The 17334-nt window shown below is 70.8% G+C and carries 12 protein-coding genes; 6 read left to right on the forward strand and 6 right to left on the reverse strand.

Features of this window, described 5'->3' with window-relative positions; translation table 11 throughout:
- Positions 1 to 212: 212 nt before the first annotated feature.
- The 3 genes from rsmB to def all read right to left on the reverse strand — a co-directional run bounded on the left by rsmB (position 213) and on the right by def (position 3736).
- The gene (gene rsmB / locus ACQGNW_RS04730) at positions 213 to 1517 is read right to left on the reverse strand and encodes a 16S rRNA (cytosine(967)-C(5))-methyltransferase RsmB (RefSeq protein ID WP_426661963.1); all 1305 of its coding nucleotides are present in this window, start codon (positions 1515 to 1517) and stop codon (positions 213 to 215) included.
- Between the two features lie 756 nt (positions 1518 to 2273).
- A complete protein-coding gene (fmt, locus tag ACQGNW_RS04735; protein WP_426661964.1) occupies positions 2274 to 3230 on the reverse strand; it encodes a methionyl-tRNA formyltransferase in 957 nt (318 codons plus the stop codon).
- Entirely contained in the window at positions 3227 to 3736 is a 510-nt protein-coding gene (gene def / locus ACQGNW_RS04740) for a peptide deformylase (RefSeq protein ID WP_426661965.1), read from the reverse strand. Before def ends, fmt begins: the two co-directional genes overlap by 4 nt.
- 143 nt (positions 3737 to 3879) lie before the next feature.
- Between def and ACQGNW_RS04745 the strand changes: the two genes are divergently transcribed.
- The 6 genes from ACQGNW_RS04745 (at position 3880) to purD (ending at position 12456) form a co-directional block, all read left to right on the forward strand.
- The gene (locus ACQGNW_RS04745) at positions 3880 to 5004 is read left to right on the forward strand and encodes a LysM peptidoglycan-binding domain-containing protein (RefSeq protein WP_426661966.1); all 1125 of its coding nucleotides are present in this window, start codon (positions 3880 to 3882) and stop codon (positions 5002 to 5004) included.
- Positions 5005 to 5144: 140 nt separating this feature from the next.
- Positions 5145 to 6275: a DNA-processing protein DprA gene (dprA, locus tag ACQGNW_RS04750; RefSeq protein WP_426661967.1), complete on the forward strand. Its 1131-nt coding sequence runs from the start codon at positions 5145 to 5147 to the stop codon at positions 6273 to 6275.
- 136 nt (positions 6276 to 6411) lie between these two features.
- Complete coding sequence (locus tag ACQGNW_RS04755; RefSeq protein ID WP_426661968.1) at positions 6412 to 8883, forward strand: DNA topoisomerase I; 2472 nt, start codon at positions 6412 to 6414, stop codon at positions 8881 to 8883.
- Positions 8883 to 9455 (forward strand): L-threonylcarbamoyladenylate synthase type 1 TsaC, encoded by a 573-nt coding sequence (gene tsaC, locus ACQGNW_RS04760; RefSeq protein WP_426661969.1) that lies wholly within the window; start codon positions 8883 to 8885, stop codon positions 9453 to 9455. Before ACQGNW_RS04755 ends, tsaC begins: the two co-directional genes overlap by 1 nt.
- Positions 9456 to 9596: 141 nt before the next feature.
- Positions 9597 to 10961 carry an AMP-binding protein gene (locus tag ACQGNW_RS04765; RefSeq protein WP_426661970.1) on the forward strand — a complete coding sequence of 455 codons (1365 nt, stop codon included), beginning with the start codon at positions 9597 to 9599 and terminating at the stop codon, positions 10959 to 10961.
- Between the two features lie 214 nt (positions 10962 to 11175).
- A complete protein-coding gene (purD, locus tag ACQGNW_RS04770) occupies positions 11176 to 12456 on the forward strand; it encodes a phosphoribosylamine--glycine ligase (protein WP_426661971.1) in 1281 nt (426 codons plus the stop codon).
- Positions 12457 to 12908: 452 nt separating this feature from the next.
- On the opposite strand, the gene pgm is transcribed toward purD, so the two are convergent.
- The 3 genes from pgm to tal are packed head-to-tail and all read right to left on the reverse strand — an operon-like array spanning position 12909 to position 17319.
- Positions 12909 to 14555 (reverse strand): phosphoglucomutase (alpha-D-glucose-1,6-bisphosphate-dependent), encoded by a 1647-nt coding sequence (pgm, locus tag ACQGNW_RS04775; RefSeq protein WP_426661972.1) that lies wholly within the window; start codon positions 14553 to 14555, stop codon positions 12909 to 12911.
- Complete coding sequence (gene pgi, locus ACQGNW_RS04780) at positions 14552 to 16219, reverse strand: glucose-6-phosphate isomerase (protein ID WP_426661973.1); 1668 nt, start codon at positions 16217 to 16219, stop codon at positions 14552 to 14554. The genes pgm and pgi overlap by 4 nt, the downstream gene beginning before the upstream one ends.
- Positions 16216 to 17319 carry a transaldolase gene (gene tal / locus ACQGNW_RS04785; protein ID WP_426661974.1) on the reverse strand — a complete coding sequence of 368 codons (1104 nt, stop codon included), beginning with the start codon at positions 17317 to 17319 and terminating at the stop codon, positions 16216 to 16218. The genes pgi and tal overlap by 4 nt, the downstream gene beginning before the upstream one ends.
- Positions 17320 to 17334: the final 15 nt, after the last annotated feature.

The raw sequence follows: 17334 nt of genomic DNA on the forward strand, positions 1-17334 counted from the left end.
TGCACGATGCACAGTTGCACCGTCGTCTGCGGGAACACCGCCTCGATCGCGGAGATGGCGGGCCGTGCCAAAACGGGGACGCAGCCGCAGATATATCGCGGATAACTGCCGGACATATTGGAGATATATCCGTGCCAAAACAGGGACGCTTTGCCGCAAAAACCTCTGTTTTTGCGGCTTGGCGAAATTTATAACTTATTGATTTTTAAGCTCTAAGATGTGCCGCCCTTGACGAGCACCGCATAGTACATGCCGTCGAGATCGCCATCGCCGGGCAGGATCTGCCAGCCGACGGCGGCGGGCTGCCCCGCGGGCAGGGTGAACGACACGGCCCGAGCGTCGGCGTGCGCGGCGAGGAACGGCGCCACCACGGCCTCGTTCTCCGCGCGCAGCAGCGAGCAGGTGATGTAGACCAGGCGTCCGCCCGTCGCCAGCAACGGCCACAGCGCGGCGAGGATGCGCCGTTGCTGCGCCGCCAGCGCGGGGATGTCGTCCGCGAGCCGGTGCAGGCGCACGTCGGGGCGGCGGCGCAGCACGCCAGTGGCGGAGCAGGGTGCGTCGACCAGGATACGGTCGAACGGTTGGCCGTCCCACCACGCGGAGGGATTACCGGCATCGCCCACGGTCACCCCGGCGTGGAGGTGCAGGCGGGCGAGGTTTTCGCGGATGCGTTCGGCGCGCTTCGGCTCGAATTCCAGCGCGGTCAGTGCGACGTCGGCGCGTTCCAGCAGGTGGCAGGCCTTGCCGCCGGGTGCGGCGCAGGCATCCAGCACGCGCTGGCCGTCACGCACGTCGGCGAGGTCGGCGGCGGCCTGCGCCGCGCCGTCCTGTACCGCGAACAGGCCGTCGACGAAGCCGGGCAGGCGGGTCACGTCGGTGCTGTGCGGCAGCACGATGGCGTCGGCCAGCCAGTCGTGCGGTTCGGCCGTCTGGCCGTCCAGGCGCAGGCGCCCGATCAAGGCATCGCGGTCGGTGCGGCGGCGGTTCGCGCGCAGCATCAACGGCGGCTCGCGGTTGTCCGCCGCCATCACCGCCTCGGCCTGTGCGGGCCAGTCGTGCGCGATGGCCTCGGCCAGCCAGCGCGGATGGGCGTGACGCGTCTCCGGCTTCGCATCGAGCGCGGCGAGGTGCATGGCGCGCTCGCGTTGCCACCGGCGCAGCACCGCGTTGACGAGGCCCGCGAGCTGCGGCCGCTTCAGCGCGCGCACCGCCTCCACCGTGGCCGCCACCGCCGCGTAGTCGGCCAGCTCCAGCACCTCCAGCTGTACCAGCCCCAGTACCAGCAGTGCGTGTACGGCCGGTTCCTTCCTGCGCAGCGGGCGGTCCAGCAGGCGATCCAGCGCGGCGTCGTAGCGCGGCCACCAGCGCGCGCCGTCGCTGACCAGCGCCATCAGCAGGGCGCGGTCGCGGGCGTCGGGAATCTTCGGCGCATGACGCTCCATCGCCTCGCGCAGCGAGGTGCCGTGCAGGGCGACGTCGGCGAGGGCGCGGGCGGCTGCGGCGCGGGTGTCGGTCATGGGGCGGGTTTAACACTCTCCCCTGCATGCAGGGGAGGGTTGCGTGGGGTTGGCTTTGTGGCTTGTCGCCGGCCACGGAGCGGTTTCGAGCGCCTGTCGGCGCCCGAGTTACTTTTCTCTGGGTGGCCAGAGAAAAGTAACCAAAAGAGAGGCCACCCCGATGGCGTGCCCTCCGGGCGTCCTGCCCTGCGGGTGCGCGGGTGGGCTACGGGGTTTTTCGACGGCACTTCCTGTGCCGGCCATCCTGCGGACTTTCCTTCGCCCACCCGCCGCGCCATAGGGGCCCCGGGTAGAGCAGCGCGCTCCCGGCGCACAGAAGCAACAGCCAGAGCAAAGCGAAGCGCTGCAAGCTCGCCGTGCTTTGGCTTCTGGCGCGCACGATGCGCGCCTGCTCTTGTGGGCCCCCTGGGCGGTGGTAAGGCGGGGACGACAAGGCCGCGCAGCGGGCGAGGCCACGGATGGCCTCGCCTTTTCGCGCGGGCAGGATGCCCGCTCGAAAAGCCCGGCCCCGTCTCACGCACTTGCCAGGCAGGGCGCCCGGCAAGCGCCGCCCCGGGGCGTTTCCTCTTGGTTACTTCTCCTTGACTCCGGGCATCCTGCCCTCCGCCCTTGCGGGCCGGCTTCGCCGTTCGCACGCGCTCCTGCGCGTGCGTGGATAAGCAAAGGAGAAGTAACTCGGGCGCCCAAAGGGCGCTCGAAACTGCTCTGTCGATACGATGAAAGAAAGAACAGGTCGGGTTCACCGCAAGCATGGCCTCAACCCAGCGGGGAGAGCGCAGAGGCCTGCCGCAACTCCGGACGCGCATTGAGGTAATCGACGGCGCTGATGCGCCGCCCGCCCGCGCGCTGCAGCGCGGTGATGCGCAGCGCGCCGTTGCCGCAGGCGACGTCGATGCCTTCGCGGCCGGTGCCGAGCACGCTGCCCGGCGTTGCGGCATGGGCGAGGTCGAGTGCGCGGGCGGCCCAGATGCGCAGCGGTTCGCCGGCGATTTCGGCGTCGCTGCCGGGCCAGGGGTCGAAGGCGCGCACCTGGCGTTCCAGTTCGATGGCGGGACGGCTGAAGTCGAGGCGGGCTTCGGCCTTGTCCAGCTTGTGCGCATAGGTGACGCCCTCGGCGGCCTGCGCCGTGGCGGCCAGCGTTTCGCCGGCCAGCACGCGTGCGAGGCCTTCGGCCAAGGCCTCGGCGCCGAGCGTGGCGAGGCGGTCGTGCAGTGAGCCGCCGGTGTCTTCGCGGCCGATCGGCGTGCGCTTCTCCAAGAGCACCGGGCCGGTGTCGAGGCCGGCCTCCATCTGCATCAGGTCGATGCCGGTCTCGGCGTCGCCGGCAAGGATCGCGCGCTGGATCGGCGCGGCGCCGCGCCAGCGCGGCAGCAGGCTGGCATGCACGTTCCAGCACCCCAGCCGCGGGATCGCCAGCACCTTGCGCGGCAGGATCAGGCCGTAGGCCACCACCACCATCAGGTCGGGGCGGTACGCGGCGAGCGTGGCCTGCGCCTCGGCGGTCCTGAGCGTTTCCGGTTGCTCGACCACGAGGCCGGCGGCCAGTGCGGCCTGCTTCACCGGGCTGGGCGCGAGCTTGCGGCCGCGGCCGGCGGGGCGGTCGGGCTGGGTGTAGACGGCCACCACGTCGGCACCGGTGGCGCGGCAGGCTTCGAGGCAGGGGACGGCGAACTCCGGGGTGCCGGCGAAGACCAGCTTCAGCGGTGCGCTCAAGCGCTGGCCGCCTGCTTGCGCTGCTTCTCCAGGCGCTTGAGCAGCAGCGAACGCTTCAGCGGCGAGAGATGGTCCACGAACACCTTGCCGGCGAGGTGGTCCATCTCGTGCTGCACGGCCACGGCCAGCGGGCCCTCGGCCTCGTAGACGAACTCCTGGCCGTCCACGTCACGGGCCTTCACCTTCACCTTCAGCGCGCGGGTCACGTCGGCGTAGACGCCCGGGAAGGACAGGCAGCCCTCCTGGTATACCTGGGCGCCTTCCTTCTCCACGATCTCCGCATTGATCAGCACCAGCGGCTGGTTGCGCTCATCGCTCATGTCGATCACCAGCACCTGCTGGTGCACGTTGACCTGGGTGGCGGCCAGGCCCACACCGTTGGCGGCGTACATGGTCTCGAACATGTCGGCCACGAACTGCTTCAGCCGGGCGTCGAACACGGTGACCGGCGCGGCCCTGGTGCGCAGCCGGGGATCGGGGAATTCAAGGATGGCGAGTGTGGACATGCGCACATTGTAGTACGCCACCCGCGCCGGGGCCGATCGGGCCGCCTCGCGCGGCGGCCGCGGAATCTGCGAACCGTTCCCGATTGCGCCGCTTAATGCTTCGGTTACACTCGCCTCCACTGCGGGGAGGGGGATTCCCACCAATGCTCAAGAAAGCCTTCACAGTGCTGGCCGGCACCATGGTCGCCGCGGCGGTGTGTGCCGCCGGCGCCGCGCAGCTGCGCAGCAGCCACCCCGATTCCTACACCGTGCGCCGCGGCGACACGCTGTGGGGGATCTCGGCGAAATTCCTGGTCAAGCCCTGGCTGTGGCCGGAGATCTGGCAGGCCAACCCGCAGGTGCGCAACCCGCACCTGATCTACCCGGGCGATGTGCTCAACCTCTCCTTCATCAACGGTCCGGTGCTGAAGCTGGAGCCGGCCGTGCATCGCGAGGGCGAGGCGGTGCCGGCGATCCCGCTGGATGCGCTGAAGACCTTCCTGAAGGACCTGCGCGTGATGGATTCCAGCGTGGTCAGCAAGGCCCCCTACGTGGTGGGCCTGGAAGAGAACCAGTTGCGCGGCACGGTGGGCCAGAACATCTACGTGCGCGGCCTCGACAGCCAGCCCGGCCAGCGCTGGGCGATCGTGCGGCCCGAGCACGTGTTCCGCGGTTTCGACGACGGTTCCGGCGGCACCGCGCTGTTCGGCGACGAGCTCTACGCGAACGCGGCGATGGTGAAGTCGCCGTGGGAAGAGGACTTCAACAACGGCTCCGGCCACTATCGCCGCGGCCACGACATGGGCGTCGAGGTGAAGGTGATCGGCACCGCCGAGGTGCTGCGCACGGGCGACCCGGCCACCCTGCTGCTGCTCGATTCCACCCAGGAAGTGCGCAGCGGCGACCGCCTGATGCCGGTGGACGACAACCCGTACGACCCGTACTTCTACCCGCATGCGCCGAAGAGCCTGCCCAAGGACGGCCGCGTGATCGCGTTCACCGACGCGATGGACGCGGTGGGGCCGCACCAGGTGGTGGCGCTGTCGGTGGGCTCGAAGGACGGCGTGGACAACGGCACCACCTTCGCGATCTGGCAGCCTGGCGAGAACATCCACGACGACGTGGCCAGCAACAGCTGGGACCGCAGCGTGGGCAAGCGGGTGACGCTGCCGGAGGAGTACATCGGCCACGTGATGGTGTTCCGCAGCTTCGACCACGTCAGCTACGGCCTGGTGATGGACGGCCTGCGCCCGGTGAAGAAGGGCGACCGGCTGCGCCTGCCCGAATAAGCCTGGTGCAGGTTTCTCCCGACACGACGGCGCGGCTCACCCCGCGCCGTTTTCGTGGCGGGCACCCTGCCGGCGTGCAAAACGGCCGTCCTGCCGTTTTGTCGCTGCCGGCGACTGCGTACACTGCCGGCATGGATGACATGCACGACACGGACGAACTGCGCGCCTGGCTCATCGCCATGCGCACGCCGGGGCTGGGCCAGGGCGGGCTGCGCGAGGCGCTGGCCGCGGCTGGCGGCCGGATCGACGCCGTGCTGGCACGGCTGTACCGGCAGGCCGCCACGCTGGGCGAGGGCGCCGCCGCGTGGCTGGACGCCCCCGACGAAGCGCGCCTTGCCGCCGACCTCGCGTGGCTGGCCGAGCCAGGCCATCGCCTGCTGCGCTGCACCGAGGCAGACTTCCCGCCGCTGCTGGAGGCGATCCCGCAGCCGCCGGCCGCGCTGTTCGTGGCGGGCGACTCCGGCCTGCTGCTGCATCCGCAGGTGGCGATCGTGGGCGCCCGTGGTGCCAGTCCTGCGGGGCTGGGGCATGCGCGCAGCTTCGCCCGCGCGCTGGCGCTGGCCGGCTACACCGTCACCAGCGGCATGGCCGACGGCATCGACGGCGCCGCCCACGAAGCGGCGCTGGAAGTCGGCGCCGCCACCATCGCGGTGGTCGGCACCGGGCCGGACCGGGTCTATCCGCGCAAGCACCACGCGCTGGCGCAGCGCATCGCCGCACAGGGCGCGCTGGTCAGCGAGTTCCCGCCCGGCACCGCGGCGCGCCCCGACCATTTCCCGCGCCGCAACCGCATCATCTCCGGCCTGGCGCTGGGCACCGTGGTGGTGGAGGCCGATCTCAGATCCGGTTCGCTGATTACGGCACGGCTGGCCGCCGAGCAGGGCCGCGAGGTGTTCGCGCTGCCTGGCTCCATCGCCAATCCGCTGGCGCGCGGTTGCCACCGGCTGATCCGCGACGGCGCGCGGCTGGTGGAGGAACCGGTCGAAGTGGCCGAGGCGCTGGCCCCGGCGGCGCGTGCCCTGGGCGTGGAACTGGCCGAACGGCTGGCCCGGCCCGACGCCCCGGCGCCGACCCGCGGCGGCGGCTGGCGCGACGACCCCGACTACCGACGCCTGCTCGACGCGCTGGGCCACGACCCGGCCACGCTGGACGAGCTGGCGCAACGCAGCGGGCTGGCCACCGCGGCGCTGTCCTCGATGCTGCTGATGCTGGAGCTGGAAGGCGGGGTGGCCGGTCTGCCCGGCAACCGCTACCAGCGTTTGCCGGGGTAGCCCGGCAGGCCGAAACCCGCGCTGCAGCGCGCTTTCACGCCGCCCGGCTTGACAGCCGTCGCGGCGTCTGGCCTCACTAGATATATAGGCATGTCGCAGTGCGGCATGGTGTGCCACACCCACCTGCAAGAGATTCATGGCCAAGAACCTGCTCATCGTCGAGTCGCCCGCCAAGGCCAAGACGATCAACAAATACCTCGGCAAGGACTTCCAGGTCCTCGCTTCCTACGGCCATGTGCGCGACCTCAAGCCCAAGGAGGGCGCGGTCGACCCGGACCACGGCTTCGCGATGAAGTACGAGGTGATCGAGCGCAACGAGAAGCACGTCGACGCGATCGCCAAGGCGGCCAGGGCGGCCGATGACATCTACCTCGCCACCGACTTGGACCGCGAAGGCGAGGCGATCAGCTGGCATATCAGCGAGATCCTCAAGGACCGCGGCCTCACCAAGGGCAAGCAACTGCACCGCGTGGTGTTCTCCGAGATCACGCCGAAGGCGATCAAGGCCGCAGTGGCCGCGCCGCGCCAGCTCTCGCACGACCTGGTGGACGCCCAGCAGGCGCGTCGCGCGCTGGACTACCTGGTGGGCTTCAACCTCTCGCCGGTGCTGTGGCGCAAGGTGCAGCGTGGCCTGTCCGCCGGCCGCGTGCAGAGCCCGGCGCTGCGCATGATCGTGGAGCGCGAGGAGGAGATCGAGGCGTTCAAGGCGCGCGAGTACTGGACGGTGGAGGCGCAGCTGCGCCACGCCGACGGCGAGTTCGGCGCCAAGCTCACCAAGCTCAACGGCAAGAAGTTCGAGCAGTTCGACCTCACCAACGAGCACGACGCGATGGCCGCGCGCGCCGCGCTGAAGGAAGCCGCACACGGCCGCCTCACGGTGAGCGAGGTGGGCAGCAAGGAGCGCAAGCGCCGTCCCGCGCCGCCGTTCACCACCTCCACCCTGCAGCAGGAGGCCGCGCGCAAGCTCGGCTTCACCACCAGTCGCACGATGAAGGTGGCGCAGGGCCTGTACGAGGGCGTCAGCCTCGGCAGCGAAGGCAACGTCGGCCTGATCACCTACATGCGTACCGACTCGGTGGCGCTGGCCGACGACGCGCTGGCCGAGCTGCGCGCGCTGATCGCGCGCGACTACGGCCACAAGGCGCTGCCCGACGGCCCGCAGTTCTACAAGGCCAAGAGCAAGAACGCGCAGGAGGCGCACGAGGCGATCCGTCCCACCTCCGCCATGCGCACCCCACGCGAGGTGGCCGCCTTCCTCAATGACGAGCAGCGCAAGCTGTACGAGCTGATCTGGAAGCGCACCGTGGCCTGCCAGATGATCCACGCCACGCTGAACACCGTGTCGGTGGATTTCGAGCTGCCGCACGCCGCCGGCGGTCCCGCCGCGTTCCGCGCCACCGGCACCACCGTGGTCGATCCCGGCTTCCTCGCCGTGTACGAGGAAGGCCGCGACCAGAAGAACTCGGACGACGACGACGAGGGCCGCCGCCTGCCGCGGCTGGAGAAGGGCGAGCAGGTGCCGCTGCACGACATCGCCGCCGACCAGCACTTCACCGAACCGCCGCCGCGCTATTCGGAAGCCTCGCTGGTGAAGGCGCTGGAGGAGTACGGCATCGGCCGCCCGTCCACCTATGCCAGCATCATCCAGGTGCTGCTCAATCGCGAGTACGTGCTGCTCGACAACCGCCGCTTCAAGCCCACCGACATCGGCCGCGCGGTGGGCAAGTTCCTCACCCAGCACTTCAGCCGCTACGTGGATTACGACTTCACCGCCAGGCTGGAGGACGAACTCGACGCGGTCAGCCGCGGCGAGGAAGCCTGGGTGCCGCTGATGGAGCGCTTCTGGCAGCCGTTCAAGCAGCAGGTGGAGGAGAAGACCGAATCGGTGGACCGCAGCGAGGCCACCGGCGCGCGCGAGCTGGGCACCGACCCCAAGAGCGGCAAGCCGGTGTTCGTGCGGCTGGGGCGCTTCGGGCCGTACGCGGCGATCGGCGACAAGGACTCGGACGAGAAGCTGCAGTTCGCCTCGCTGCGCCCCGGCCAGAGCATGCACACCATCACGCTCGCCGAGGCGCTGGAGCTGTTCAAGCTGCCGCGCAAGCTGGGCCAGGCGCCGAACGGCGACGAGGTCAGCGTGGGCGTCGGCCGCTTCGGCCCGTTCGTGAAGCAGGGCTCGACCTACGCCTCGCTCAAGCCCGAGGACGACCCCTACACCATCGAGCTGCCGCGCGCGCTGCAGCTGGTCGAGGAAAAGCTCACCCTGCTCGCCAACCGCGTGATCGCGGATTTCGGCAACGGCGTGCAGGTGCTCAACGGCCGCTACGGTCCCTACATCACCGACGGCGAGAAGAACGCGCGCATCCCCAAGGACACCGAGCCGAAGGACCTCACCGAGGCGCAGTGCCTGGAGCTGCTGGCGGCCGCGCCGGCGAAGAAGGGCGGTCGCTTCGGCCGCAAGACCGCCACCGCGAAGAAGGCGGCGGAGAAGACCCCGCCCGCGAAGAAGGCTGCCGCGAAGAAGGCGCCGGCCAAGAAGGCCGCGGGCAAGAAGACGGCCGCGAAGAAGACCGCGACGAAAAAGGCCGCGGCGAAGAAGACCCCGGCCTGATGTCGCAGACCTACACCCTCGACCGGCTGGACGCCGCCGCCGCGCTGCTGCGTGCGGGCGGCGTGCTGGCCTATCCCACCGAGGCGGTGTACGGCCTCGGCTGCGATCCGCATGACCGCGCCGCGTTCGAGAGGATCTTCGTGCTGAAGCAGCGCCCGGCCACCCAGGGCGTGCTGCTGATCGGCGCCGATTTCGCCCAGGTCGAGCGCTACATCGACCTCGCCAGGGTGCCCGACGCGGTGCTGGACCAGGTGCGCGCCAGCTGGCCCGGCCCGCACACCTGGATTTTCCCGCGCAGCGCCGCCGTGCCTGCCTGGGTGGCCGGCGCGCACGCAGGCATCGCGCTGCGCGTCACCGCCCACGCGCCGGCCGCCGCGCTGTGCCGCGCGTTCGGCGGCGCGCTGGTCTCCACCAGCGCGAACCCGCACGGCGCGCCGCCGGCGAAGAGCGCGCAGACCGTGCGCGACTACTTCGGCGACGCGCTGGACGGCGTGCTCGACGCCCCGCTGGGCACGCAGGATCGCCCCACCACCATACGCGACGCGCTCTCCGGCGCTATCATCCGGGCCTGACTCGACGGTGAACCGCGGCTGCCACGGCCGTGCGCGGTTCAGCGGCGCGAGCAAGGGAACCCCCTAGCATCCGACGGCGCCCCGCACGGGCGGGGCGCGGCGCGGCCGCTCGCGGCCGCCAACCTGGGAGAGCAGCAACACTTGGCCATCGTCCACGACAGCCTGGAGCGTGAATCGGCGCAAGCCATGCTGCCCCTGCTGGGCGCGCGCGATCCGCAGCGCACGGTGGCCTGGCGGCACGGCACGGCGGTGAGCGCGGCGCAGTTCCTCGCCCATGTCGAACAGGTCGCCGCGCTGCTGCCCGAAGCGCCCGCCGCGGTGAACCTGTGCGAGGACCGCTACGCCTTCCTGGTCGCGTTCTGCGCCATCGCGCGCCGCGGCCAGGCCAACCTGCTGCCGCCCTCGCGCGCGCCGCAGGCGGTGGAAGAGGTGATGGCCGCGCATCCGGGCAGTTACGCGCTGGGCGAGCTGGCGCTGGCGCCCGCGCCGCACGGTTACCGCAAGCTGCCCGCGCTGGAGACCGCCCCCGACGTCGGGTCGCTGGCGGTACCGGCGATCCCCGCCGAACAGGTGGTGGCGATCGGCTACACCTCCGGCTCCACCGGCACGCCGCGCGCCAACGCCAAGAGCTGGCGCAACCTCACCGCCAGCAGCGCCGGCACGCGGGAGATGCTCGCCAGCGTGGCCGGCGAAGGTTTCCACGTGGTCGCCACCGTACCGCCGCAGCACATCTACGGCATCGAGATGAGCGTGCTGCTGCCGCTGCTGGGCGAGGTGGGCGTGCATGCGGGCCGGCCGTTCTTCCCCGCCGACGTGGCCGCCGCACTGGCCGAGGTGCCCGCGCCGCGCGTGCTGGTGACCACGCCGGTGCACCTGCGTGCGCTGGTCGCTGCCGGCGCGCCGCTGCCGCCGCTGGCGGCGATGCTCTCGGCCACCGCGCCGCTGCCGGCCGAGCTGGCGCAGGCCGCCGAGCAGGCCTTCGGCGCGCCGCTGCTGGAAGTGTTCGGTTCCACCGAGACCTGCGCCTTCGCCGGTCGCCGCGTCACCACGGGCGCGGACTGGACGCTGTACGACGGCGTGCGCCTGCACCCGCAGCCCGACGGCACCCTGGTCGAGGCGCCTCAGCTCGACGCCCCGGTGGTGCTGGCCGACATCGTGAGCTTGCACGACGCCGGCCGCCGCTTCTGCCTCTGCGGCCGCAACACCGACCTGCTGGAAATCGCCGGCAAGCGCGCCTCGCTGGGCGACCTCACGCGACGCCTGCTGGCCATCCCGGGCGTGCAGGACGGCATCGTGTTCCAGCTCGACGAAGCCGACGCCGCCGGCGTGCGCCGCATCGCCGCGCTGGCGGTGGCGCCCGCGCTGGACGAGGCGGGCATCCTCGATGCGCTGCGCCGCGCGGTCGATCCGGTATTCCTGCCCCGCCGGCTGCGCCTGGTGGATGCGCTGCCGCGCAACGAGACGGGCAAGCTGCCGCGCGGGGCGCTGCTGACCCTGCTGGGCTGAACCCTCCGCGGCCTTGCGCGTGGCGACAGGGCGGTTTCGTGCGCCCGCCGATGCCCGGGTTCCTTTCTCTTTGCGGGAAAGAATGACCCGCGAGCCGGCAGTCGCCGGACACCGCTCCCGAAGCGACGACATCGTTGCCCGGATGGGCGGGGTGCGGCGCCCGCTACAATAGCCGGCCACCCCCATCCTGCAGCGCCCCCTCGGAGTCATCGGCATGAAAGTCCTGGTCATCGGCAACGGCGGGCGCGAGCACGCGCTGGCGTGGAAGCTCAAGCAGTCGGCGCGGGTGGACGAGGTGATCGTGGCGCCAGGCAACGCCGGCACCGCGCGCGAGCGCGGCGTGCGCAACGCGGACGTGGCGGTGACCGACCTCGACGGCCTGCTGGCGCTGGCGCAGCGCGAGAAGGTGGAGCTCACCGTGGTCGGCCCCGAGGTGCCGCTGGTGGCCGGCGTGGTGGACAAGTTCCGCAACGCAGGGCTGCGCATCTTCGGGCCGCGCGCGATCGCCGCGCAGCTGGAAGGCTCCAAGGCCTTCGCCAAGGATTTCCTCCTGCGCCACAACATCCCCACCGCGCGCTACGCGGTGTTCACCGAGCTCAACCGCGCGCTGGCTTACGTGCGCGAACACGGCGCGCCGATCGTGATCAAGGCCGACGGTCTCGCCGCCGGCAAGGGCGTGGTGGTGGCGCTCACCCTGGCCGACGCCGAGCTGGCGCTGCACGACATGCTGGGCGCGCACGCGTTCGGCGACGCCTCCGCGCGCGTGGTGATCGAGGAGTTCCTCGCCGGCGAGGAAGCCAGCTACATCGTGATGAGCGACGGCCAGCATGCGCTGCCGATGGCGTCGAGCCAGGACCACAAGCGCCGCGACGAGGGCGACCTCGGCCCCAACACCGGTGGCATGGGCGCCTACTCGCCGGCGCCGGTGGTCACGCCCGAGGTGGAGCAGCGCATCCTCAGGGAAGTGATCGAGCCCACCCTGCACGGCATGGCCGCCGAGGGTGCGCCGTTCATCGGCTTCCTGTACGCGGGCCTGATGATCGACAAGTCGGGCGCGCCGAAGGTGATCGAGTTCAACGTGCGCTTCGGCGACCCGGAGACGCAGCCGATCATGCTGCGCCTGAAGTCCGACCTGGTGGAGCTGATCGAGGCCGCGCTGGACGGCGAGCTGCACCACACCCGCGTGCAGTGGGACGCGCGCCCGTCGCTGGGCGTGGTGATGGCCGCGGCCGGCTACCCTGGCAAGGTGCGCAGCGGCGACGTGATCGAAGGGCTGGATGCGGAGTTCGGCAGCGAGGCCAAGGTGTTCCACGCCGGCACCAAGCTGGACGCGCAAGGCCGCGCCGTCACCGCCGGCGGCCGCGTGCTCACCGTCTGCGCGCTGGGCCGCGACATCGCCGCCGCGCGCGCGCATGCCTACGACGCGGTGGCGAAGATCCATTTCGACGGCGCGTTCTGCCGGCGCGACATCGCACACCGGGCGTTGCACCGCTGACTGCTGCTCTGCCTTCCCTGCGTGCAGGGGGCGGCCCCTCCCACAGGTTTCAGAGGGGTTGCGGTCGCTGCTCGCAACGGTAGTTCTCCCTCCCCCCGTTGGAGAAAGGGTTGGGGCGAGGGGCGGGTGCTCGCGATGACCTTCGGTTTCGCGCCTTGGCTCGCCTGCAGCAAGGAACAGAGCGGTTTCGGCCACCTGCCGGTGGCCGAGCCTCCTTTCCTCGCCGGCCCAAGGCAAGGTGGCTCAAGGAAATGGCCGGCTTCAGTCCACCGCCACTGCAAGCCAGCGGTGTCGAGGATCCTGGAACCACTTCCACCTGCGCGATCGGCGGCACGGCCGCGCAGCGCCGCAACTGGAAACCGAGCCGGCAGCTTCTGCGCGCAGGGAGGGATTGCATCCCACGGTGCGGCTGCGCCGCGTCCCTCCCCCGCAAGCGAGGGAAGGGGCGGTTCTTACCCCAGCGCCGCGTCCACCACCGATTGCGCCTCTGCCAGCAGGCTCGTGAGGTGCGCCTCGTCCTTGAAGCTCTCCGCGTAGATCTTGTAGATCGCCTCGGTGCCGGAGGGGCGCGCGGCAAACCAGCCGCTTTCGCTGACCACCTTGATGCCGCCGATCGGGGCGCCGTTGCCCGGGGCCTTGTCGATCACCTGCACGATCTTCTCGCCGGCGAGCGAGTCGGTCTTCAGCTGGTCGGGCGAGAGCTTCGCCAGCTTCGCCTTCTGCGCGGGCGTGGCGGCGGCCTCGACGCGGTTGGCGTAGGGCCGGCCCAGCTCGCGGGCGAGCGCGTCGAACAGCTCGCCCGGGTCCCTGCCCATGCGCGCGGTCATTTCGGCGGCGAGCAGGGCTGGCACCAGGCCATCCTTGTCGGTGACCCATACCGAGCCGTCGTGGCGCAGCAGCGAGGCGCCGGCGCTCTCCTCGCAGCCGAAGCCGAGCTGGCCGTCGAACAGGCCCTCGGCGAACCACTTGAAGCCCACCGGCACCTCGTACAGCGTGCGGCCGAGGCGCCTGACCACGCGATCGATCAGCGCGGTGGTGACCACGGTCTTGCCCACCGCCACCTTGTCGCTCCAGCGCGGGCGGTGGCGGAACAGGTAATCCACCAGCACCGACAGGTAGTGGTTCGGTTCCATCAGACCGGCCGAGCGCGATACCACGCCGTGGCGGTCGTGGTCGGTGTCGCAGGCGAACGCCACGTCGTACTGGTCCTTCAGCCCGATCAGCCGCTGCATCGCGTACTTCGAGGAAGGGTCCATGCGGATCTTGCCGTCCCAGTCCACCGTCATGAAGGCGAACTGCGGATCGACCTCGCGGCTCACCACGCTGAGGTCAAGCTTGTAGCGCTCGGCGATCGGCGCCCAGTAGTGCACGCCCGCGCCGCCCAGCGGGTCCACGCCCATGCGCACGCCCGCGCCGCGGATCGCGTCGAAGTCGACGATGTTGGCGAGGTCGGCGACATAGCCCGAAAGGTAGTCGTGCTCGTGCGTGGTGGTGGCCCGGCGTGCCTGCGCGAACGGCACCCGCTGTACCTCCTTCAGTCCGGCTTCGAGGATCGCGTTGGCGCGGTTCTCCACCCACTTGGTGATGTCGGTGTCGGCGGGGCCGCCGTTGGTCGGGTTGTACTTGAAGCCGCCGTTGTCGGGCGGGTTGTGCGAGGGCGTGATGACGATGCCGTCGGCCAGGCCCGTCCTGCGGCCCCTGTTGTGGACCAGGATCGCGTGCGACACCGCGGGCGTGGGCGTGAACTCGCCGCCGGCGGAGATCATCGTCGCCACGCCGTTCGCGGCCAGCACCTCCAGTGCGCTCTCGAACGCGGGCTGCGACAGCGCGTGGGTGTCGGCGCCGACGAACAGCGGGCCGTCGATGCCTTTCGAACTGCGGTAGTCGCAGATCGCCTGGCTGATCGCGAGGATGTGGTGCTCGTTGAAGCTGCCGTCGAACGAGCAGCCGCGATGGCCCGAGGTGCCGAAGGCCACGCGCTGCGCGGGCACGGACGGATCGGGCTTCACCGCCGCGTAGGCGGCGAGCAGCTTGCCGATATCGACGAGGATGGACTTCGGCGCCGGCTTGCCGGCGAGCGGGCTGATCCGCTGGCTCATGCGCTGGCACCCGTGGGCTTGCCGTCGCGCAGCGTGCGGTAGCGCCGGATCAAGGCGTTGGTCGAGCTGTCGTGCGCGAGCTTCGGCTCGGTGGGCGCGACGAGCTCGGCGATGGCGGTCTTCGCCAGCTGCTTGCCCAGCTCCACGCCCCACTGGTCGAAGGAGTCGATGCCCCAGATCGTGCCCTGCACGAACACGCTGTGCTCGTACAGCGCCACCAGGCTGCCGAGTGCAAAAGGGGTAAGGCGTTCGGCGAGGATGGTGGTGCTGGGCCGGTTGCCCTCGAACGTGCGGTGCGGCACCAGCGCTTCCGGCGTGCCTTCGGCGCGCACTTCCTCGGCGGTCTTGCCGAACGCCAGCGCCTCGCCCTGCGCGATCAGGTTCGCGATCAAGAGGTCGTGCTGGTCGCCCCCGCCCTGGGCCGGTACCGGATTCAGCGTCTGGCCGAAGCCGATGAAGTCGCACGGCACCAGGCGCGTGCCCTGGTGGATCAGCTGGTAGAAGGAATGCTGGCCGTTGGTGCCCGGTTCGCCCCAGTAGATCGGGCCGGTGGCGTAGTCCACGTGGGCGCCGCCCAGCGTGACGTGCTTGCCGTTCGACTCCATCGTGAGCTGCTGCAGGTAGGCCGGGAAGCGCTTGAGGTACTGCTCATAGGGCAGCACCGCCACCGTGGCGGCATCGAGGAAGTTGGCGTTCCACAGGCCGATCAGGCCCATCAGCACCGGCAGGTTCGATTCGAACGGCGCGCTGCGGAAATGCTCGTCCATGGCGTGGAAGCCGGCGAGCATGGCGCGGAAGTGGTCCGGGCCGATCGCGATCATGGTGGACAGGCCGATCGCCGAATCCATCGAATAGCGGCCGCCCACCCAGTCCCAGAAGCCGAACATCTGCTTCGTGTCGATGCCGAACTTCTCGACTTCCGCGGCCGCGGTGGACACCGCCACGAAATGCTTCGCCACCGCCTGCTCGTCGCCCAGCGCCTCGACGCACCAGGCCCGCGCCGCGTGCGCGTTGCTGAGCGTCTCCAGCGTGGTGAAGGTCTTGGAGCAGACGATGAACAGCGTTTCGGCGGCGTCGAGATCCTGCACCGCCTCCGCGAAGTCGCTGCCGTCCACGTTGGAGACGAAGCGGAACGTCATGTCGCGGCGGCTGTAGCCGCGCAGCGCCTCGTACGCCATCACCGGGCCGAGGTCGGAGCCGCCGATGCCGATCGAGACCACGTTGCGCACAGGCTTGCCGCTGTGGCCCTTCCAGGCGCCGCTGCGCACGGCGCCCGCGAACGCGGCCATGCGGTCGAGCACTTCGTGCACCTCGGACACCACGTCCTGGCCGTCCACCTGGATCTTCTCGCCGCGCGGCGCGCGCAGCGCCACGTGCAGCACGGCGCGGTTCTCGGTGGCGTTGATGCGCTCGCCGCGGAACATCGCCGCGATGCGCCCCCCGAGGTCGCGCGCCGCGGCCAGCGCGCGCAGCAGGCGCAGCGTGTCGTCGGTGACGCGCTGCTTGGAGTAGTCGAAGTACAGGCCCGCCGCCTCGGCCACCAGGCGCTCGCCGCGCGTCGGATCGGCGGCGAACAGCTCGCGCAGGTGGCGCGTTTCCAGCTGGTTGCAGTGCTGCTGCAGGGCCTGCCACTCGGGCAGCAGGGTGAGGTCGGCGAGGCTCATCGGGCGATCGGCTCCCCGGCCTTGGCCGCCAGCGCGGCCTGCTTGTCGGCAATGCGCTGCAGCAGCTGCTTCCACGACTTCACGAACGCCTCGGCACCGTCCTGCTGCAGCTTCAGCGCCAGCGCGTCGAGGTCCACGCCGGCCTTGGCGATGGTTGCCAGTACCGTGTCGGCGTCGCCGCCGTCCGCCGGCAGCACCGCGCCGGGCTTGCCGTGGTCGGCGACGGCGTGCAGGGTCTTCTCCGGGACGGTGTCCACGGTGTCGGGCGCGGCCAGCGCATCGACGTAGAGCGTGTCGGGGGCGTTCGGGTCCTTGGTGCCGGTGCTCGCCCACAAGAGGCGCTGCGGGCGTGCGCCGGCGGCGGCCAGCGTCAGCCAGCGTGGCGAGGCCAGCAGCTGGCGGTAGGCGCGGTAGGTCTGCTTGCCCACCGCGATGCCCAGCTTGTTGTGCAGTTCCGTGGGCAGCTGCGCGTTGGCGGCCACATCCCAGCGGCTGATGAACAGCGAGGCCACCGAGGCCACCTGCGGGTCCTTGCCCGCGGCCACGCGGCGCTCGATGCCGCGCAGGTACGCTCCCGCCGCGGCCAGGTACTGCTCGCAGGAGAACAGCAGCGTGACGTTGATCGGGATGCCGCGGAAGATCGCCTCCTCGATCGCGGGAATGCCCTCGGGCGTGCCGGGGATCTTCACGTACAGGTTCGGTCGCTGCGCCTGCGCGTGGATCGCCTCGGCGGCGGCGATGGTGCCGGCGGTGTCGGCGGCCAGCAGCGGCGAGACCTCCATCGACACCCAGCCGTCCACCTGGTGGGTGGCGTCGAACACCGGCTTGAACAGGTCGGCGGCGCGGCGCAGGTCTTCCAGCGCCAGCTCCATGAACAGTTCCTCGCCCTTCAGCCCGGCCAGCGACTTGGCGTGGATGCCGGCGTCGTAGGCGTCGCCGCCGCCGATCGCGGCGTCGAAGATGCTGGGGTTGGAGGTGAGGCCGGTGACCGAGTCCTCGGCGATGTAGCGCGCCAGCGTGCCGTCGTCGAGCAGGGTGCGGGTGATGTTGTCCAGCCACAGGCTTTGGCCGAGTTCGTGCAACTGCTGGGTGGCTTTCATGCGGGCTCCGGGGAA

This window comes from Rhodanobacter aciditrophus (assembly GCF_050026795.1).
Classification (GTDB): Bacteria; Pseudomonadota; Gammaproteobacteria; order Xanthomonadales; family Rhodanobacteraceae; genus Rhodanobacter_A.

Excerpts from the sequence above, each read along its gene's own strand:
- rsmB (WP_426661963.1), bottom strand. The coding sequence starts at position 1,517 with ATGACCGACACCCGCGCCGCAGCCGCCCGCGCCCTCGCCGACGTCGCC.
- def (WP_426661965.1), bottom strand. The coding sequence starts at position 3,736 with ATGTCCACACTCGCCATCCTTGAATTCCCCGATCCCCGGCTGCGCACC.
- ACQGNW_RS04745 (WP_426661966.1), top strand. The coding sequence starts at position 3,880 with ATGCTCAAGAAAGCCTTCACAGTGCTGGCCGGCACCATGGTCGCCGCG.
- dprA (WP_426661967.1), top strand. The coding sequence starts at position 5,145 with ATGCACGACACGGACGAACTGCGCGCCTGGCTCATCGCCATGCGCACG.
- ACQGNW_RS04755 (WP_426661968.1), top strand. The coding sequence starts at position 6,412 with ATGGCCAAGAACCTGCTCATCGTCGAGTCGCCCGCCAAGGCCAAGACG.
- tsaC (WP_426661969.1), top strand. The coding sequence starts at position 8,883 with ATGTCGCAGACCTACACCCTCGACCGGCTGGACGCCGCCGCCGCGCTG.
- purD (WP_426661971.1), top strand. The coding sequence starts at position 11,176 with ATGAAAGTCCTGGTCATCGGCAACGGCGGGCGCGAGCACGCGCTGGCG.
- pgm (WP_426661972.1), bottom strand. The coding sequence starts at position 14,555 with ATGAGCCAGCGGATCAGCCCGCTCGCCGGCAAGCCGGCGCCGAAGTCC.
- pgi (WP_426661973.1), bottom strand. The coding sequence starts at position 16,219 with ATGAGCCTCGCCGACCTCACCCTGCTGCCCGAGTGGCAGGCCCTGCAG.
- tal (WP_426661974.1), bottom strand. The coding sequence starts at position 17,319 with ATGAAAGCCACCCAGCAGTTGCACGAACTCGGCCAAAGCCTGTGGCTG.